Origin of the sequence: Nonomuraea gerenzanensis (assembly GCF_020215645.1) — a bacterium.
Classification (GTDB): Bacteria; Actinomycetota; Actinomycetes; order Streptosporangiales; family Streptosporangiaceae; genus Nonomuraea; species Nonomuraea gerenzanensis.
This window is the reverse complement of record NZ_CP084058.1, coordinates 4,985,845-5,000,401: the sequence shown is the minus strand read 5'-3', so window position 1 is coordinate 5,000,401 and position 14,557 is coordinate 4,985,845. Positions and strand designations below refer to the sequence as shown.

Sequence of the window (14,557 nt, the reverse complement as noted above, 5' to 3'; positions counted from 1 at the left end):
TGTGCCCGACTCGCCGGGCGGGCGCCGGGGGAACCGGCCGTCCGGCGCGCCTCAGGCCGGCGGCGATGACTGAGCTGATCGATCTGGCGTACACCACCGCCGGCGGCATCGTGGGTGCCGCGGTGACCACGTACCTGTCGCGCAACCACGAGCGGCGCCACCAGCGCGCCGAGGTGCAGCAGCGGCTCCAGCGGGTCGCCGCGGTACGGGCCGGCGTCCATGACCTCGCGCCCGGGAAGGGGCGACGGGCCCGGTACACGGCGGGCAGGCGGCCGGCCGTCCCGGCGAGCCTCGGGCTGTCGGTGCTGCTCGACGACGGCACGGACGCCGAACGCGCGCTGCGTGAGGCGCTCGACGGCCTGGTCGTGAGCGCGTTGTCCGCCGGCGTGCCACGCAGGGTGCTGGACTTCGCGGGCGGGGGCGAGAAGCAGGCGTTCCAGGGCGAGGTCCTGCGCCTCGTCGACTCCTGCCTCGGCGGTGTCCTGGACGAGGCGGACCTCGACGCGCTCAGCGCCGCCTGCGACGACTACCGGGAGGCGACCACCCAGCTCCTCCTTCAGGCGCTCTGGCACCCGTGGCGGAGCCGGCTGCGCAGGCGGGCGCGGCTGCGCGCCCTGCGCGCGCGGGCGGCGGAGCTGGGCCGGCGGCAACAGGCCGCCCTGGAGGTGCTGGCCGCGCCCGAGCACGCGCTCGCTCTCGGCCAGGCGCTCGCCCTGGAGCCCCGCCAGGCTTGAGCGGGTGCCACTGAACACACCATCGGCTTCGAGTTTCCGGAATTGGGCGCGTTCTGCCGCAGGATCGCTGCGAAACGGCCCTCTGGTAAGGAAGACTTCCTGATTAACCGGTTGCGGAACTGTCCCGGTCGACAGACGCCTTCCGCCGCCTCTTCCGACCAAGGGGTTCGATGCCATCGCTTCGTCTGCATCATGAGCATCATCGCGGCGCCACCGTGATCGCGGTGGCCGGAGAGCTCGACCTCGCCACCGCCCCCGCCCTGCGGCACTTCATCGACGACGTGCGCCGGGCACCGGCCGACCAGCTGATCTTCGACATGGCCGGGGTCGCCTTCGTCGACAGCAGCGGGCTGCGGGTGTTGCTGGACGCCTACGTGCTGGCCCGCCGGCACGGCGGCGCCGTCCACCTGGCCGCGCTGTCGGGTGCGCCGGCCCGCCTGGTGGAGATCACCAGGCTGGGCGAGCGGTTCCGCCTGCACCCCACCACCGCGACGGCGCTGGCCGCCGTTTTGGCGGCACCGGAGGCGCCCGGCTCGGGCGACGGGGCCGTACCCAGGTGAGCGTGGGCGCCCTCACGGATGGCGGCGCAGCTCCGCCTCGAACCCGTCCGTGATGCGGTAGCAGTCGTCGCGCAGGGTCAGCGGGTCCGCCGCGCGGACGAACACGGTGCCGAGGTAGTTGCGTGTCCCGCCGCTGGGCGAGAAGTCGGGGATGGGCGAGCCGGACGGGCGGGTGAGGCCGGGCACGACCTCGACCTCGGTGCCCGGGGAGACCAGGCTTGACCAGTCCACCAGCTCGGGGCGGAAGGCCGGGCGCGACTGCCAGGGCCGGCCGCGCGAGTCGGTGGGCAGCAGCATGAGCATGGCCACCGCGCCCGGGCGCGGGCTCTCGGTGAGCATCCGGCCGGGCAGGTCGAGGTCCTCACCGAGCAGCGAGCGCACGTGCAGCTCGATCAGGTTCAGCCCGAACGCCTCCTCCATCAGCCGGGGGATCATCGCTCCCGGCAGGCGGGCGTTGTTCTCGATCAGGCACAGGCCCTGGTCGCGCTGCAGTTTGATCTCGGTGTGCGTGGCGGAGTACTCCAGGCCGAGGCAGTCCACCCCGGCCCGTACGTGCTCCTCGATGCGCCGCTGCAGTTCGGGCGCCATCACCGTGGGCTGGTGGAAGCTCAGCTCCACGAACGGCGGGATGGTCGGCAGCCGGGCGGTGACGCAGAGCGGGTGGTAGCGGCCGGCGGCGACGAGCCCTTCGACGCTGACGTAGTCGCCGAAGCCGTCCGCCTCGTACCAGGACGGCGCGCTGGCCTCGATGAGGTTCTCGGCGATGAACCGGGCGCCGCGCCCCGCCGGGAGGAAGTCGTGCAGGCCCTGCCGGTCGGTGTCGGCGATGTCGGCGGTGGCCCGCCGCCACGCCTCCCCCAGGTCGGTGCCGGTCCCGACGAGCACCTGCCCCTGCGAGCCCGCCATCCAGGACGGCTTGAGCAGGTACGGGCGGCGCAGCACGCCGTCGGCGTACTGGAGGTCGCCGAGTGTGCGCACCGGCACGAAGTCGGGCACGGGCAGGCCCCGCTCCCGCCACGCCTGGCGCATGGCGACCTTGTCGCGGGAGAAGGTGATGTTGGGCCCGGGGCCGTGCAGGCCCAGCTCCTGGCAGGCTTCGGCGACTGCCGCGATGGCGAACTCGCTGAACGCCACGACCGCGCGGGCCCCCACCTCCCTGGCGGCGGTCACCAGGTCGCCGGGCATCTTGGCGTCCGCGTCGAGCACCCGTACCGACCGGCACCACTGGCGCAGGTGGCGTTCGTGGGCCGGGGTGGGCGGGGCCGAGAGCAGGGCGTGCACGTCGCCGCAGCGGTGCAGCCGGGGCAGGGCGTACTCGGGCGCGGGGCCGCCCATGGCGGGGATGACGTACAGGATCGAGGGTCTGGCCACGGTGTCACCGTCCGGGTGAGTAGGGTTGCGCGGCGGCGGAGCCGGCCGCCCCGATGGTCACGCACAGCGCTCCCACCAGGAACAGCGCCGCGGTGGCGGCGAAGCTGACAGCGCCGAGCGAGCCGATGAGGAAGGTCAGCAGGGTGGGGCCGAGCAGGATCACGGCCGTCTGGCCGGTGCCGAAGAGCCCGAGGTAGGTGGACTGGCGGTGGTCGGCGGGCGCGCGGTTGAAGGACAGCGCCCAGCCGGCCGCGTTCTGCTGGATCTCGCCCATGGTCTGCAGCGCGGCGGCGAGCAGGAGCAGCCCGGCCGCGACGGGGACGGGAGGCAGCGGCGAGAGCGCCAGCGCCGCGCAGCAGGCGATCAGGAAGGCCGCCCCGACCCAGGCCGCCCGCACCCCGTCGGTCACCGACCGGACGGGACGGGCCAGCGGCACCTGGAACAGCACGACGAGCGCGGTGTTGACGATCAGCAGCGCTCCCATGGCCGCGGGCGGCACGTCGGTGGCCTGGGCCAGCCACAGCGGGATCGCCACGGTGAGCAGCGGCACGTGCAGCGCCAGCAGCCCGTTCCCGGCGGCGAGCAGCGTGAAGCGCCAGTCCCGCAACGCCGCCAGCAGGGTCCTGACGGTCCCGGCGCGGGCCGGCTCGGGCGCGGCGATCTCGGCGTCGCGCCGCCAGACCGTCCTGGCCAGCAGCCAGGCGGCCAGCAGGTACGTGACCGCGTTGACCACGACCACGGCCACGAACACGGCCCGGTCGGTACGCAGCAGCGCCACGGTGCCGAGCAGCGCGCCGATCGTGATGCCGAGGTTCTGCGCCACGTGGGCGGCCGCCATGGTGCCGTTGCGCTCCTCCTGGGGGATCACCCGGGCCACGACGATCTGGTTCACCGTGATGGCCGGCCGGTCGGTGACGCCGACCAGCGCGGCGGCGACGAAGAACGTCCCCGCGTCCACGACGGCCAGATAGGACAGGAACGCCAGCCCCCGCGCGACCTGGAGCAGCACCGCCACCCGCCCGGCCGGCCAGCGCCGGGTCAGGTCGGCGACCGGGATCACCGCCAGCATGCCGAGCACGCCGGCGATGCCCAGCCCGACGCCGATGTCGGCCGGGCCGAGGCCGACGGTCTCGACCAGGAAGAGCACGGACGTGGTGAGCCACACCCCGGTGCCCATCCAGTCCACGAACGACGCCACGGCCAGGGCGCGTGCCGCCGGATGGCGCGGTAACTGCTGCCTGATGGCTGTGATCACGGTGACCCCCGATGGGAACGGCTGCTCAGCGCAGGGCGGGCACGACCTCGCGGGCCAGGCGTTCGACCTGCTCGTCGAGCCCGTCCCCGACCGGCATGAGGTTGACGGAGGAGAAGCCGAGGTCGCCGAAGCCCTTCAGCGCGTCGATGAGCAGGGCGGGCGAACCGGCGAGGGTGCCGGCGTCGGGCCTGGCCCGCTCGTCCACGCGGATGGCGACGTTGTAGGCGCAGGTGATCTCCTCGGGCGCGCGGCCCGCCTCGCGGGCGGCGGTCAGCACGCGCTCGCGCATGACCTTGACCTCGTCGGGGCCGGCGAAGCTGTAGGAGGGGATCCAGCCGTCCGCCAGGCGGCCGGTGACGGCCAGCGCGCGCGGGCCGAACGTGCCCAGCCAGATGGGGATGCGCCGGGCGGGCTTGGGCTCGATGTGGGCCTCCTCGGTGTGGTGGTGCAGGCCCTTGAACGTGAACGACGGCTCCGACCACAGGCCCCGGGTGATCTGGATGGCCTCGGCCAGGCCGTCCACCTTCTCCCTGGCGCTGGGCACCCGCATGCCGAACGCGCGGAACTCCTCGTCGGAGTAACCGCCGCCGAGCCCGAGGATGAGCCGCCCGCCCGACAGGCGGTCGAAGGTCTCGCTCATCTTGGCGACCATGGCGACGTTGCGGTACGGCACGCCGAGCACGCGCGTGGCGATCCTGATCCGGCTGGTGGCCGCGGCGATCCAGGACAACATCGTCCAGGTCTCGTAGCTCGGGTGGGTGGTGCACGGATGGTCGGAGGCCGAGACGAAGTCGAAGCCCAGCTCCTCCGCCTTGCGGGCGTCGGCGACGGGGTCGGTGCCCGGCGCGGCCGAGGTCGAGATGTTCAGGCCGATCTCCATGCGCTCACTTCCCGGGTTCCAGGGGTCCGAGTGCGTCGCCGCACTGATGTTGACATGACAACAACCTTAGGAAGAAGGTTGATGACGTGTCAACTACACTGGTGGCATGACGGACGACGCACGCTGGCTCGACCCGACCGAGGCTCGCGCCTGGCTCGGCTACCGGCGCATGTTCCTGCTGCTCAACCGCCAGGTCGCCAGAGATCTGGCACGGGAGTCCGGCCTGTCGGAGGCCGACTACGACGTGCTGTCCAACCTCTCGGAGGCGCCCGGCGCGAGCATGCGGCTGACGGAGCTGGCCGAGCACATGAGGTGGTCCAAGAGCCGCCTGTCGCACCACCTGACGCGCATGCAGCAGCGCGGCCTGGTCACCCGCCAGGAGCACCCCTCCGACGGGCGCGGCGCGGTGATCGTGCTGACCGACGAGGGGCTGCGCACGATCCAGGAGGCCGCCCCCGGCCACGTCGCCTCGGTCCGCAGGCACTTCATCGACCTGCTGACACCGGAGGAGCTCAAGGCCTTCGGCGACATCTCCTGGACCGTCGTCGAGCGGCTGAACCGGCTCTGACCTCACCCCGCGCGCTCCACCAGGGCCAGGACCCTGGTGGGGCTGCCGGAGCCGCCCACGATCGGCAGCGGCCCGGCGATCAGCACGCTGCCCGTCGGCGGCAGCGCCGCCAGGTTGCGCAGCTGGGTCAGCCCGTACTTGCCGGCCCCGTGCAGGTGCCAGTGGCAGGGGTACGGCTGCTCGAACTCCCCCGCCAGGCCCGCGTCGGTGCCCACGGTCTCCACGCCCACGCCCACCACCGGGCTCTCCTCGGCCAGCCAGCGGGCGCAGTCGATGGAGATGCCCGGCGTGTGCCTGTCGTTGAGGAAGGCCGCGGGGTCGTGCGCGCGCTCGGCCCAGCCGGTGCGGTACAGCAGCCAGCCGCCGTCCGGCAGCGGCCCGTGCTCGGCCTGCCAGGCTTCGACGTGCCCGCGCTCCAGCAGGAAGTCCGGGTCGGCCGCGACCCGGTCGCGCACGTCGAGCACCGCGGCGGGGCCGACCAGCCGGCCCGCGGGCACCTGGGAGACGTCGTGCAGGTCCTTGCCCGACAGCCAGTGCACGGGCGCGTCGAAGTGCGTGCCGGTGTGCTCGGACAGCTTGATGTTGTTCCAGTACACCGTGGGCCCGGCCGCGTCGTAGGTGCTGATCGCCTCGCGGTCGAACGGCCACGGCTGGCCGCGCTCGGGCGGGAGCTGGATGATCGGCGTGGTCTCCGACAGCGGCGCGGTCAGGTCGATCACCTCGACCGCGCCCGAGGCCAGCGCCGCCGCCAGGTCCGTCAGCAGGCCGCTCACACCGCCACCTCCTTCCGCGCCGCCGTACGCCACTCAGGGCGCCCGCCCCTGCCCCTGACCAGGTCGTCGAAGTGCCGCTGCAGCGTGCGGGTGAGCGGCCCCGGCGTCCCCGCGCCCACCGGCACCCGGTCGACGCTGGTGACCGGCAGCAGCTCGGCCAGCGTGCCGCAGAGGAACAGCTCGTCGGCGGCGTACAGCTCGGTGCGGTCGATCTCGCGGCGGCGCAGCGTCAGCCCGAGGTGCCGCCCGGCCAGCTCGGCGACGGTGGCCACGGTGATGCCCTCCAGCACGCCGCTGGTGCCGGGCGGGGTGACCAGCTCGCCGTCGCGGACCATCACCACGCACGAGCCCGGCGCCTCCGAGACGGTGCCGCGCTGGTTGAGCAGCAGCGTCGTGCCGAACCCCGAACGCACCGCCTCGTGCTGGGCGAGCCGGCTGTTGTGGTAGTTGGCGCCGGTCTTGATGCGCGGCGGCATGGAGTCGTCGCTGATGCGCCGCCAGGAGGAGATCGAGGCGGCCACGCCGTGCTCGAAGCCGGGCGAGCGCGGCGCGCGGATCGCGGTGACGTGCGCGCCGGTGCTCTCGGTGTAGGCGAGGGGGTCGAAGTTCGGGCCCTCGTCGAAGTAGGCGACGACGCACAGGTGCGCGTCGCAGCCGAAGGCGTTGGCGGCGAGCACCGCCGAGCAGGCCTCGGCCAGCTCGGCGTCGCTGTGGGCGATCCGCATGTGCAGGCTCTTCATCGAGCGCCGCAGCCGGGCCAGGTGGTCGTCCAGGCGGAAGGCGTGCAGCCCGCCGTCGTCGCAGGCGTAGGCGCGCACGCCCTCGAAGACGTTGGCGCCCCAGAAGGCTCCCTGGCTGCGGGCGTGCACCACGCACTGGTCCCACGGGAGGAGGCGGCCGTTCTGCCAGGCGTACGCGGGCGGGAAATTCATCGGGGCTCCTGACGGGGTTCGGGGGGTCACAGCCGGACGCCTTCCTGGACGGGGCTGGTCTGGGTGGCGGGCGAGCCGATGGCGGCGCCCAGGGCGGGCGCCACCTCCTCGCCGCGCGCGCCCCTGGCGGCCAGGTGGCCGTCCGGGCGGACGAGCCACCAGGTGCCCTGGACGCTCCCGTACGCCTGCGCCACCTCGGCGTCCTCGGCGCGGGCCACCTCCACGCCGGCGGGCAGCGGGCGCGCGGAGCCGTCGAGCGGCAGCACGGCCACGACCCGGGCCGGCACCACCCAGGGCCGCGACCTGGCCGCGTCGATCAGCTCCTTGGCCCGCTCGGCGGTCGCGGCGAACACGAGCAGCACGAACTCGGCACCGAGCAGCCTGCGCAGCCGGGTGCGCCCGCCGTTCATCCGGAGGTGCCCGTCGCGGGCGAAGCTGCCGAGCATCGGGTGCCCCGTCTGCACGATGGGCGAGTCGTCGTAGGTGTACGGCTGCGCCATCCTGCCGCTGTTGACGTGCCGCCGGGCCAGCCCGAGCCAGCGCGACAGGCGCAGCAGCGTGGCCCTGGTCCAGCGGCGCAGCCGGTTGGGCGGCACCATGAAGCGGATCGTGGCCTCGGTGACGGCCAGGTTCTCCTTGGCGGCGGCGTACCGCTCGGTGTGGTAGGTCTCCAGCAACTCCGCGCCGGCCCGCCCCGCCAGCACGTACGCCAGCTTCCACGCCAGGTTGTCGGCGTCCTGGATGCCGCTGTTCATGCCGCGCGAGCCGTACGGGGGCAGGGCGTGGGCGGCGTCGCCGGCCAGCAGCACCCGCCCGACCCGCATCCGCGCCACCACGCGCTGGTGGAAGCGGTACGTGCTGACCCAGTCCACCTCGTAGGGGACGTCGCCGATGACCTTCCTGACCCGCTCGTCGAAGCGCCCGTCGGCCCGTTCGGCGTCGATGTCGGCGTCCGGCGGCAGCTGCCAGTCCACCCGCCAGATGTCGTCGGGCTGCGGGTGCATGACGAGCTGGCGGCCCGGGTTGAAGGAGGGGTCGTAGTGGAAGTGCCGCTCCTTGGCCAGCGGCAGCTCGGCCCGCAGGTCGGTGATGAGGAACCGGTCGCGGTGGGTGTAGCCGGTCCACTCCACGCCGAGCAGCTCACGCAGCCGGCTGCGGACGCCGTCGGCCGCGACGAGGTAGGAGAAGCGCAGCTCGGCCGGCCCGGAGGCGGTCTCGGCGCGGACGGTCACGCCTTCTGCGTCCTGGGCGAGGCCGGTGACCTCGTGGCCCCAGCGCAGGTCGCACAGCGGCGAGCCCTCCACGGCCGCGGTCAGCACCTGCTCGATGCGGTGCTGCGAGATGTTGCAGAACGGGCCGAAGGCCAGCCCGCGCGGGTACAGGTCGGCCCTGATCTCCCGGTTGCGGGCGTACGTGCGGGCCATCGTCCAGGTGACGCCCTCGTCGTGGACGGGCTGGGCGCAGCCCACCTTGTCCAGGATCTCCAGCACGTCGCCCTGGATGAGGCACGCCTTGGAGCCCTGCTTGATCAGCTCGGGGTGCGCCTCCAGCAGGACGCAGGGCACGCCGAAGCTCGCCAGCCGCAACGCGGCGATCAGCCCGATCGGGCCGGCGCCGACGATGCCGACCGGCGCTTCGACGGTGGTCAGTGGCCCGGTCAGTGGCCCGGTCAGTGGCTCGGTCATCGGCACTCCACGATCTCTTCGACGGTGTCCACGGAACGGAAGACCTCGATGTCCCGTACGGCGTTCAGGTACGGCGTCCCGGCGGTGTAGCCGGTGCCGGGCTTCTCGCCGAGCATCCGGACCGCCAGCCGGTAGTGCGTGTTGCGCCAGCGCAGCAGCGCGCGGGCGAAGGAGCGCATGCCGTCGGCCAGCCGCGCGACCTCGTTCTCGCCGAGGTCGCCTGAACCGGTCGCCTCCCGGTAGGCGTCGTCGAGCGTGCGCTGCCCGGCCAGCACCTGGTCGCGCACCTCGGGCACCGACTGGTAGGCGGGCGAGTCGACGCGCTCGGTGTCCGGCTCCCGGCACAGCGACTCGACGATCTTGTAGTTGCGGGACTGGATGGCGCTGGCGCCCTCGGTGAACTGGCGGAAGGCGCGGAACGATTCCACCTGCATGGTCGCCAGCATCGAGAACAGCGGCCCCGACTCGCGCAGCGCCGCCTCCGACCCGGCCAGGAAGTGCAGCGCCCGCTCCACCGCCCGCGCCGACAGCGCCTCCATCGCGCCGCGCAGCTGCACCGCCAGCAGCGCGAACGTGGTCTCGAACGTCTGCAGCACCCGCAGGAACAGGTGCTCGTCGTGGATGGTGTCCACCGGCAGCATGGTCAGCCGCAGCACCCGCCGCTCGTCCAGCGCCATGTCCGCGCGTACCGCCTCGCACACCTGCCGGGCCTGCTGCACCGGCGTGGCGGCGGCCAGGCCCGCGTCCAGCGCCATGCGCTCCAGGGCGGGCCTGATCGCGCGCAGCCCGTGCTTGCAGCGCTTGACCACCAGGTCGGGGTCTGGCCGCATGCGCGGCAGCCAGTCCGTGCCGCCGTCGAGCGCGGCCAGCTCGAACGCGAGCGCGTCGGTGACGAGCTGCACCGTCAGCCGGTCGCAGCGGGAGCGGGCGAACAGGTCCTGCTCCACCGGGTCCTGCACGCTGGGCAGCCGCAGCAGCGGCAGCGCCAGGTAGCTGCGGTAGTCGTAGCGGCCGTCGGCCTTGTCCAGCGCCGTGTCGAGGAAGAACGCGAGCGTCTCGACGTGTGGCCACGGCCGGGTCAGGCCGGGCAGCAGCGCGCGCACGTCCGCGAGCCGCCGCAGCAGCTCGTCGGGGACGAAGTGCTTGCCGCCGCTGTGGTACACGCTCAGCACCTGCTCGAACGGGAAGGACGTGGGGTCCGGGTCGCCGATCCAGCCGCTGATCGCGTCCGCGGTGGTCTCAGGCCGTTCTCTGATGAAGGGCACTCGCAACTCCCAGCTCATGGAGGGCCGCGCACAGGGCGGCCACGTCTTCTGCGTCGCTGTAGTAGTGGAAGGAGATCCGTACGACGTCGCCGCGCGGGCTGACCACGAGGCCGCGTTCGGCCAGGCGGCGGGTGAGGCCGGCGGGGCTGCCGGTGAGCAGCCCGACGTGGGCGCCGCGCCGCTCGGGGGGCACGTGGCGGACCCGCTCCCCCTGCTCGATCAGGCTCGCCTCGGCGAGCGCGGTCAGCCCGCCGATGTGCGCGCGCACCCGGGCCAGGTCGAGGGCGCCGATCAGGCGCAGGCCCGCGTTGGCGGCGTAGGCGACAGGGAACGCGGGCGTGCCGGTCTGGAAGCGGGTGGCCGCTGCGGGGAAGTCGAGCGTCCTGGGGTCGAAGGCGAACGGGTTCACCCGGCCGAACCAGCCGGTGAGCTGCGGGTCGCGGTCGGTGCGGTCGGGGTGGCGGGCGTACAGGAAGGCCAGGCCCGGCAGCCCGAGCAGGTACTTCGACGTGCCCGCCACGAGGTAGTCGCAGCCCAGCTCCGCCACGTCCACCGGCTGCACGCCGACGGCCTGGTAGGCGTCCACGAACAGCTCCGCGCCCGCGTCGTGCGCCGTGCGGGCCAGCTCGGCGACCGGCAGCCGCACCGCGTCCTGGTAGCCGACCAGCGGCGCGGACACCAGCCGGGTGCGCTCGTCGATCAGGGTGGCGTAGTCGTCCGCGTCACGGGCGTAGACCACCTCGGCGCCGTTGGGGCGCTGGGCCAGCCACACGTGCGCGACCGAGGGGAACTCCCGGTCGGTGGTGATCAGCCGGGGCCGGTCCCGCCAGTCCATGGTGGAGGCCGCCTGGTAGGCGCCGACGGAGGCGTTCGGCATGACCGCGACCTGGTCGGGGCGGGCGCCGACCAGCGCCGCGAACCGTACGCGGGCCTCGTGCACCTGCTGCTCGAACAGCTCCCACGGCGCGCCGTGCTCGGCCATGTCGGCGCTCATCCGCGCCATGGCCTCGTCCACGGCGGTGGAGCGGGCGCCGAGGCTGCAGCTCGCCAGATGGCGCAGCCGCCGCTGGCCGGGGAACAGGGCGCGGAACGCTTCCGGGGTCATGCGGACTCGCCCAGGTGGTAGTCGCCCATCGGGCCGGTGCGGGTCAGCTCCGTACGGACCTGCCACAGCTCGGGGAAGAAGCGGTAGGCGATCAGCTTGGCCAGCACGTCCACCGGTGTGCCCTGAGTGCCGACGACCTCGTGGCCGATGATGCGGGTGGCCACCTTGTAGTGCCGCACCCGCCACAGCGAGACCCGCTCGTCCCACTCGATCATGGCCTCGGCCAGGCGCAGCTCGGCGCTGTCCGGGGCGCTGCGGTAGAGCTCGGCCACGTCGATGCCGCGCTCCTCGGCCAGGGCGGCGAACGCGCGGCCGAGCTCCCTGCCGCAGCGCTGCACGCCCCGCCAGCCCGGCGAGTCGGCGCCCGACCCGTGGCCGAGCACGGTGCGGATCGTCTGGAAGCTCCACGGGGACAGGTGGCGCATCATCTCCAGCTGGCCGGTGACCAGCTCGATGGACAACGACGAGCGGTCCAGCAGCCGGGCGGCGGCCGCCGGCTCGCCCTGGCGGATCAGCTCGCTCGCCTCGCGCAACTCGGCGCAGGCCAGCTTGAGCCACAGCTCGGTCGATTGGTGCACGATCTGGAAGAGCAGTTCGTCACGGTGCACCACCTCGTCGGGGTGGCGTTGCAGCGAGAGCAGGGCATCGGTGCACATGTAGCGCGCGTAGTCGTTGTCACCCTCGCCGGAAAGCACCTGCTTGGAGTAGTCCCGCATTGGCCTTCTTTCGTCCAGGAATGGTGCGCAGCCGAAATTCGGCCCACCACGGAGCCAAATCTTGGAAACGCAGAGAAGATCGCTATACGCAGGCGCTCGCGCCGCATAAAGGTCGGTTCTATAACCCCCAGTGCGCCGCCCCAGGAAATCTTGATCCGGCGGCCTTGCTCGGCCACAAGAATGCTTGGCAATCCGAATCCGCACAAGCCCTTTTTTGCGGAATACGTCATTAACGGGACGGTTCACGAAAGGAAAGCGCAGATCAGGGCAGTGCGCTGGAAACCTGTGCGACGAAAGTTCCGCAAGTGGCGGTCCGCCGTGAAATGATCGCCCGCAGCGGCTCAGTGGACCATTGTCACACGGCCGGAAAAACGCACGTCCTGCGGCTTTCCACTGAATGGGCGATCAGGATTCATGAAGGGCTCGATCGGCGCTGAATGGCCGGGGAAAGTGGCCTTGCCGGGTGGGCCACCACCTGGGGGACCAATAGGGGCGGTCGCCGGCCCGCGACGACCGCCCCACTGCTGGATGATCAGCCGGCGACGATCAGCCCGCGCCGGTAGGCCCGCACGAGACGGCGGGGGACGAGCAACTCCCGCCCGTCGACCGTGATCGGCACCAGGTGGGCAGCGGCGGCCTTCCACTGGCTGCGGCGGTGCCGGGTGTTGCCGCGCGAGGTCCTCCTCTTGGGTACGGCCACGATCACCAGCTCGCCTTCGTGATGCCGGGCAGCTCGCCCCGGTGCGCCATCTCGCGGAACCGTACCCGCGAGAGCCCGAACCTGGTCAGGTGCCCGCGCGGGCGGCCGTCCACGGAGTCGCGGTTGCGCACGCGGGTGGCGCTGGCGTCGCGGGGCTGCCGGGCCAGCTCGCGGACCGCGTCCGCGCGCTGCTGCGCCGTGCCCGTGCGGACGATCTCCTTCAGCTCGGCCCGCCGTTCCGCGTAACGGGCGACGACCGCCTTGCGGCGCTCGTTGGCAGCGATCTTGCTCTTCTTGGCCATCAGATCCGCTCCCCTCTGGCCCGGATGCGTGCGACGGCCCGCTCGATGCCGATCTTGTCGATGGTCTTGATCGCGCGGGCGCTGAGCGTGAGCTTGACGAAGCGGCCCTCGCTCGGCACCCAGTAGCGGCGCTGCTGGATGTTGGGGCTCCACCGGCGCCGGGTGCGGCGGTGGGAGTGGGAGACGTGGTTGCCGAAGACCGGCTGGACGCCGGTGAGCTGGCAGTGGGCGGACATCAGGTCCTTTCGGTAGGGCTGGCCGGACTGCCCGCACACGCAGGTGCGGAGCTGTGCCATGATAACGATAACGATTATCACTTCTGCACTTGGAGGTTCGTTGGCCACCCCCGTCGTCCTCGTCGCGGGCCTGCACGCCACGGCCCGCACCGCCACCGTCGACCGGTTGCTGGCAAGGCATCCGGGCTCGCTCGCCGTCCACCACGACCTCGGTGAGGCCACACGGGGCCGCGTGCGGCGCGGCGTGCGCGACAGCCGCGGCGTGCTGGACACGGCCGACGTGCGCCTGACCCACGGCTGCGTCACCTGCGCCGTCCGCGAGGACCTGCTCCCCCAGCTCGTCAGGCTGGCGCCCGGCGCGCCGCTGCTGATCGTGGACCTGTGGGACTCGGTCGAGCCGCGATCGGTGGCCGAGGCCGTCGACTGCGCGGAGGCGCGGCAGACGTTGCGGCTCACCGCCGTCCTCACCGCCGTGGACGCCGCGGCCATGCCGGACGACCTGACCCGCGGCGAGCGCCTCGCCGAGATCGGCAAACCGGCCGCCGGCGGCGACCAGCGCTACCTGGCCGACGTGCTGGCCCGGCAGCTCGAATACCCGACCGGCCTGGTCCTGCACGGCGGCGACGAGGACGATCGGGAGCTGTCGCGCCGCGTCCTGGCCCACCTGGCGCCCGTCACCCCGCTGCACACCACCGGCTCACTCCCCCCGGTCACCGGCGCCGCCGTGTGCACGGCGGAGCTGGCCGCCCGCGTGGACCCGGCCACCGCGCAGCTCCCCTGCGACGCGCGCACCGACGAGATCGTCACCACCGTCTGGCGCAGCCGCCGCCCTCTCCACCCGGCCCGCCTGTTCGAGGCCGTGGACGAGCTGGTCACCGAGTCCGTCCGCTCGCGCGGCCGGTTCTGGCTGGCCACCCGCCCGGGGCAGCTGCTGGCCTGGGACGCCGTCGCCGGGCTCGTCTCGGCCGAGGACGCCGGGCCGTGGCTGGCCGCCCTGCCGGAGGCCGCCTGGGACCTGGTCTCCCCGGCCCGCCGCCTGACCGCCTCCCTCGACTGGGCCGGGCCGTACGGCGACCGCGTGCAGCACCTGGTCTTCACCGGCCCCGACCTCGACCCGGCCCGCTTCCACGCCCTGCTGGACTCCTGCCTGCTCACCGCGGAGGAGGAAGCGGCCGGGCCGGACGTCTGGGCCGGCTACGACGACCCGTTCGCCCCCCTTCTCAACGTCAAGGAGAACGTGTGAAGCACCGCCGCGTGCCGCGCAAGAAGGCCAACCCGCTGCAGGGCGCCGACCGCATCGACTACAAGGACATCGCGCTGCTGCGCAAGTTCATCTCCGACCGGGGCAAGATCCGCAGCCGCCGCGTCACCGGCGTCACGGTGCAGCAGCAGCGCCGGATCGCCAAGGCCGTCAAGACGGCCCGCGAGATGGCCCTGCTCCCCTACGCCTCCCGGCCGAGCGCGTGACCGCGCCG

At 73.0% G+C, this 14,557-nt stretch carries 17 protein-coding genes; 5 read left to right on the top strand and 12 right to left on the bottom strand.

Annotated elements, in window-relative coordinates; all coding sequences use genetic code 11:
- Positions 1-65: 65 nt before the first annotated feature.
- Positions 66-734 carry a hypothetical protein gene (locus tag LCN96_RS23505; protein ID WP_225275029.1) on the top strand — a complete coding sequence of 223 codons (669 nt, stop codon included), beginning with the start codon at positions 66-68 and terminating at the stop codon, positions 732-734.
- Positions 735-904: 170 nt separating this feature from the next.
- Positions 905-1,294, top strand: coding sequence for an STAS domain-containing protein (locus LCN96_RS23500; protein ID WP_225275028.1), 390 nt, complete (start codon positions 905-907; stop codon positions 1,292-1,294).
- 12 nt (positions 1,295-1,306) lie between these two features.
- Here LCN96_RS23500 and LCN96_RS23495 read toward each other — a convergent pair whose 3' ends face one another.
- Genes LCN96_RS23495 through LCN96_RS23485 form a run of 3 tightly spaced genes read right to left on the bottom strand, consistent with a single transcriptional unit; the run spans position 1,307 to position 4,800 of the window.
- The gene (locus LCN96_RS23495) at positions 1,307-2,665 is read right to left on the bottom strand and encodes an ATP-grasp domain-containing protein (protein ID WP_225275027.1); all 1,359 of its coding nucleotides are present in this window, start codon (positions 2,663-2,665) and stop codon (positions 1,307-1,309) included.
- A gap of 4 nt (positions 2,666-2,669) precedes the next feature.
- A complete protein-coding gene (locus LCN96_RS23490) occupies positions 2,670-3,920 on the bottom strand; it encodes an MFS transporter (RefSeq protein ID WP_225275026.1) in 1,251 nt (416 codons plus the stop codon).
- 25 nt (positions 3,921-3,945) lie between these two features.
- Complete coding sequence (locus tag LCN96_RS23485; protein WP_225275025.1) at positions 3,946-4,800, bottom strand: LLM class flavin-dependent oxidoreductase; 855 nt, start codon at positions 4,798-4,800, stop codon at positions 3,946-3,948.
- 106 nt (positions 4,801-4,906) lie between these two features.
- On the opposite strand from LCN96_RS23485, the gene LCN96_RS23480 reads away from it, so the two are divergent.
- On the top strand, positions 4,907-5,368 hold the full coding sequence (locus LCN96_RS23480; protein ID WP_225275024.1) for a MarR family winged helix-turn-helix transcriptional regulator: 462 nt from the start codon (positions 4,907-4,909) through the stop codon (positions 5,366-5,368).
- Between the two features lie 2 nt (positions 5,369-5,370).
- On the opposite strand, the gene LCN96_RS23475 is transcribed toward LCN96_RS23480, so the two are convergent.
- The 9 genes from LCN96_RS23475 to rpmB all read right to left on the bottom strand — a co-directional run bounded on the left by LCN96_RS23475 (position 5,371) and on the right by rpmB (position 13,142).
- Positions 5,371-6,141 (bottom strand): cyclase family protein, encoded by a 771-nt coding sequence (locus tag LCN96_RS23475; RefSeq protein WP_225275023.1) that lies wholly within the window; start codon positions 6,139-6,141, stop codon positions 5,371-5,373.
- The gene (locus LCN96_RS23470) at positions 6,138-7,073 is read right to left on the bottom strand and encodes an aminotransferase class IV (protein ID WP_263657506.1); all 936 of its coding nucleotides are present in this window, start codon (positions 7,071-7,073) and stop codon (positions 6,138-6,140) included. Before LCN96_RS23470 ends, LCN96_RS23475 begins: the two co-directional genes overlap by 4 nt.
- A 26-nt stretch (positions 7,074-7,099) precedes the next feature.
- Positions 7,100-8,758: an FAD-dependent monooxygenase gene (locus LCN96_RS23465; protein WP_225275022.1), complete on the bottom strand. Its 1,659-nt coding sequence runs from the start codon at positions 8,756-8,758 to the stop codon at positions 7,100-7,102.
- Complete coding sequence (locus tag LCN96_RS23460; protein WP_225275021.1) at positions 8,755-10,023, bottom strand: tryptophan 2,3-dioxygenase family protein; 1,269 nt, start codon at positions 10,021-10,023, stop codon at positions 8,755-8,757. Before LCN96_RS23460 ends, LCN96_RS23465 begins: the two co-directional genes overlap by 4 nt.
- Positions 9,998-11,128 carry an aminotransferase class V-fold PLP-dependent enzyme gene (locus LCN96_RS23455; protein ID WP_225275020.1) on the bottom strand — a complete coding sequence of 377 codons (1,131 nt, stop codon included), beginning with the start codon at positions 11,126-11,128 and terminating at the stop codon, positions 9,998-10,000. Before LCN96_RS23455 ends, LCN96_RS23460 begins: the two co-directional genes overlap by 26 nt.
- Positions 11,125-11,844 carry a tryptophan 2,3-dioxygenase family protein gene (locus LCN96_RS23450; RefSeq protein ID WP_225275019.1) on the bottom strand — a complete coding sequence of 240 codons (720 nt, stop codon included), beginning with the start codon at positions 11,842-11,844 and terminating at the stop codon, positions 11,125-11,127. The genes LCN96_RS23455 and LCN96_RS23450 overlap by 4 nt, the downstream gene beginning before the upstream one ends.
- Before the next feature lie 532 nt (positions 11,845-12,376).
- Positions 12,377-12,544, bottom strand: coding sequence for a 50S ribosomal protein L32 (gene rpmF, locus LCN96_RS23445; protein ID WP_225275018.1), 168 nt, complete (start codon positions 12,542-12,544; stop codon positions 12,377-12,379).
- Between the two features lie 2 nt (positions 12,545-12,546).
- Positions 12,547-12,846, bottom strand: a complete 300-nt coding sequence (rpsN, locus tag LCN96_RS23440; RefSeq protein ID WP_225275017.1) for a 30S ribosomal protein S14 — start codon at positions 12,844-12,846, stop codon at positions 12,547-12,549.
- On the bottom strand, positions 12,846-13,142 hold the full coding sequence (rpmB, locus tag LCN96_RS23435) for a 50S ribosomal protein L28 (protein WP_449867107.1): 297 nt from the start codon (positions 13,140-13,142) through the stop codon (positions 12,846-12,848). The genes rpsN and rpmB overlap by 1 nt, the downstream gene beginning before the upstream one ends.
- 40 nt (positions 13,143-13,182) lie before the next feature.
- Between rpmB and LCN96_RS23430 the strand changes: the two genes are divergently transcribed.
- Entirely contained in the window at positions 13,183-14,325 is a 1,143-nt protein-coding gene (locus tag LCN96_RS23430; protein ID WP_225275016.1) for a CobW family GTP-binding protein, read from the top strand.
- The gene (gene rpsR, locus LCN96_RS23425; RefSeq protein ID WP_225275015.1) at positions 14,322-14,549 is read left to right on the top strand and encodes a 30S ribosomal protein S18; all 228 of its coding nucleotides are present in this window, start codon (positions 14,322-14,324) and stop codon (positions 14,547-14,549) included. The genes LCN96_RS23430 and rpsR overlap by 4 nt, the downstream gene beginning before the upstream one ends.
- Positions 14,550-14,557 lie beyond the last annotated feature (8 nt).

Coding starts and splice junctions, on each gene's coding strand:
- LCN96_RS23505 (WP_225275029.1), top strand. CDS start 66: ATGACTGAGCTGATCGATCTGGCGTACACCACCGCCGGCGGCATCGTG.
- LCN96_RS23500 (WP_225275028.1), top strand. CDS start 905: ATGCCATCGCTTCGTCTGCATCATGAGCATCATCGCGGCGCCACCGTG.
- LCN96_RS23485 (WP_225275025.1), bottom strand. CDS start 4,800: ATGGAGATCGGCCTGAACATCTCGACCTCGGCCGCGCCGGGCACCGAC.
- LCN96_RS23480 (WP_225275024.1), top strand. CDS start 4,907: ATGACGGACGACGCACGCTGGCTCGACCCGACCGAGGCTCGCGCCTGG.
- LCN96_RS23470 (WP_263657506.1), bottom strand. CDS start 7,073: ATGAATTTCCCGCCCGCGTACGCCTGGCAGAACGGCCGCCTCCTCCCG.
- LCN96_RS23465 (WP_225275022.1), bottom strand. CDS start 8,758: ATGACCGAGCCACTGACCGGGCCACTGACCGGGCCACTGACCACCGTC.
- LCN96_RS23455 (WP_225275020.1), bottom strand. CDS start 11,128: ATGACCCCGGAAGCGTTCCGCGCCCTGTTCCCCGGCCAGCGGCGGCTG.
- LCN96_RS23450 (WP_225275019.1), bottom strand. CDS start 11,844: ATGCGGGACTACTCCAAGCAGGTGCTTTCCGGCGAGGGTGACAACGAC.
- rpsN (WP_225275017.1), bottom strand. CDS start 12,846: ATGGCCAAGAAGAGCAAGATCGCTGCCAACGAGCGCCGCAAGGCGGTC.
- rpmB (WP_449867107.1), bottom strand. CDS start 13,142: ATGGCACAGCTCCGCACCTGCGTGTGCGGGCAGTCCGGCCAGCCCTAC.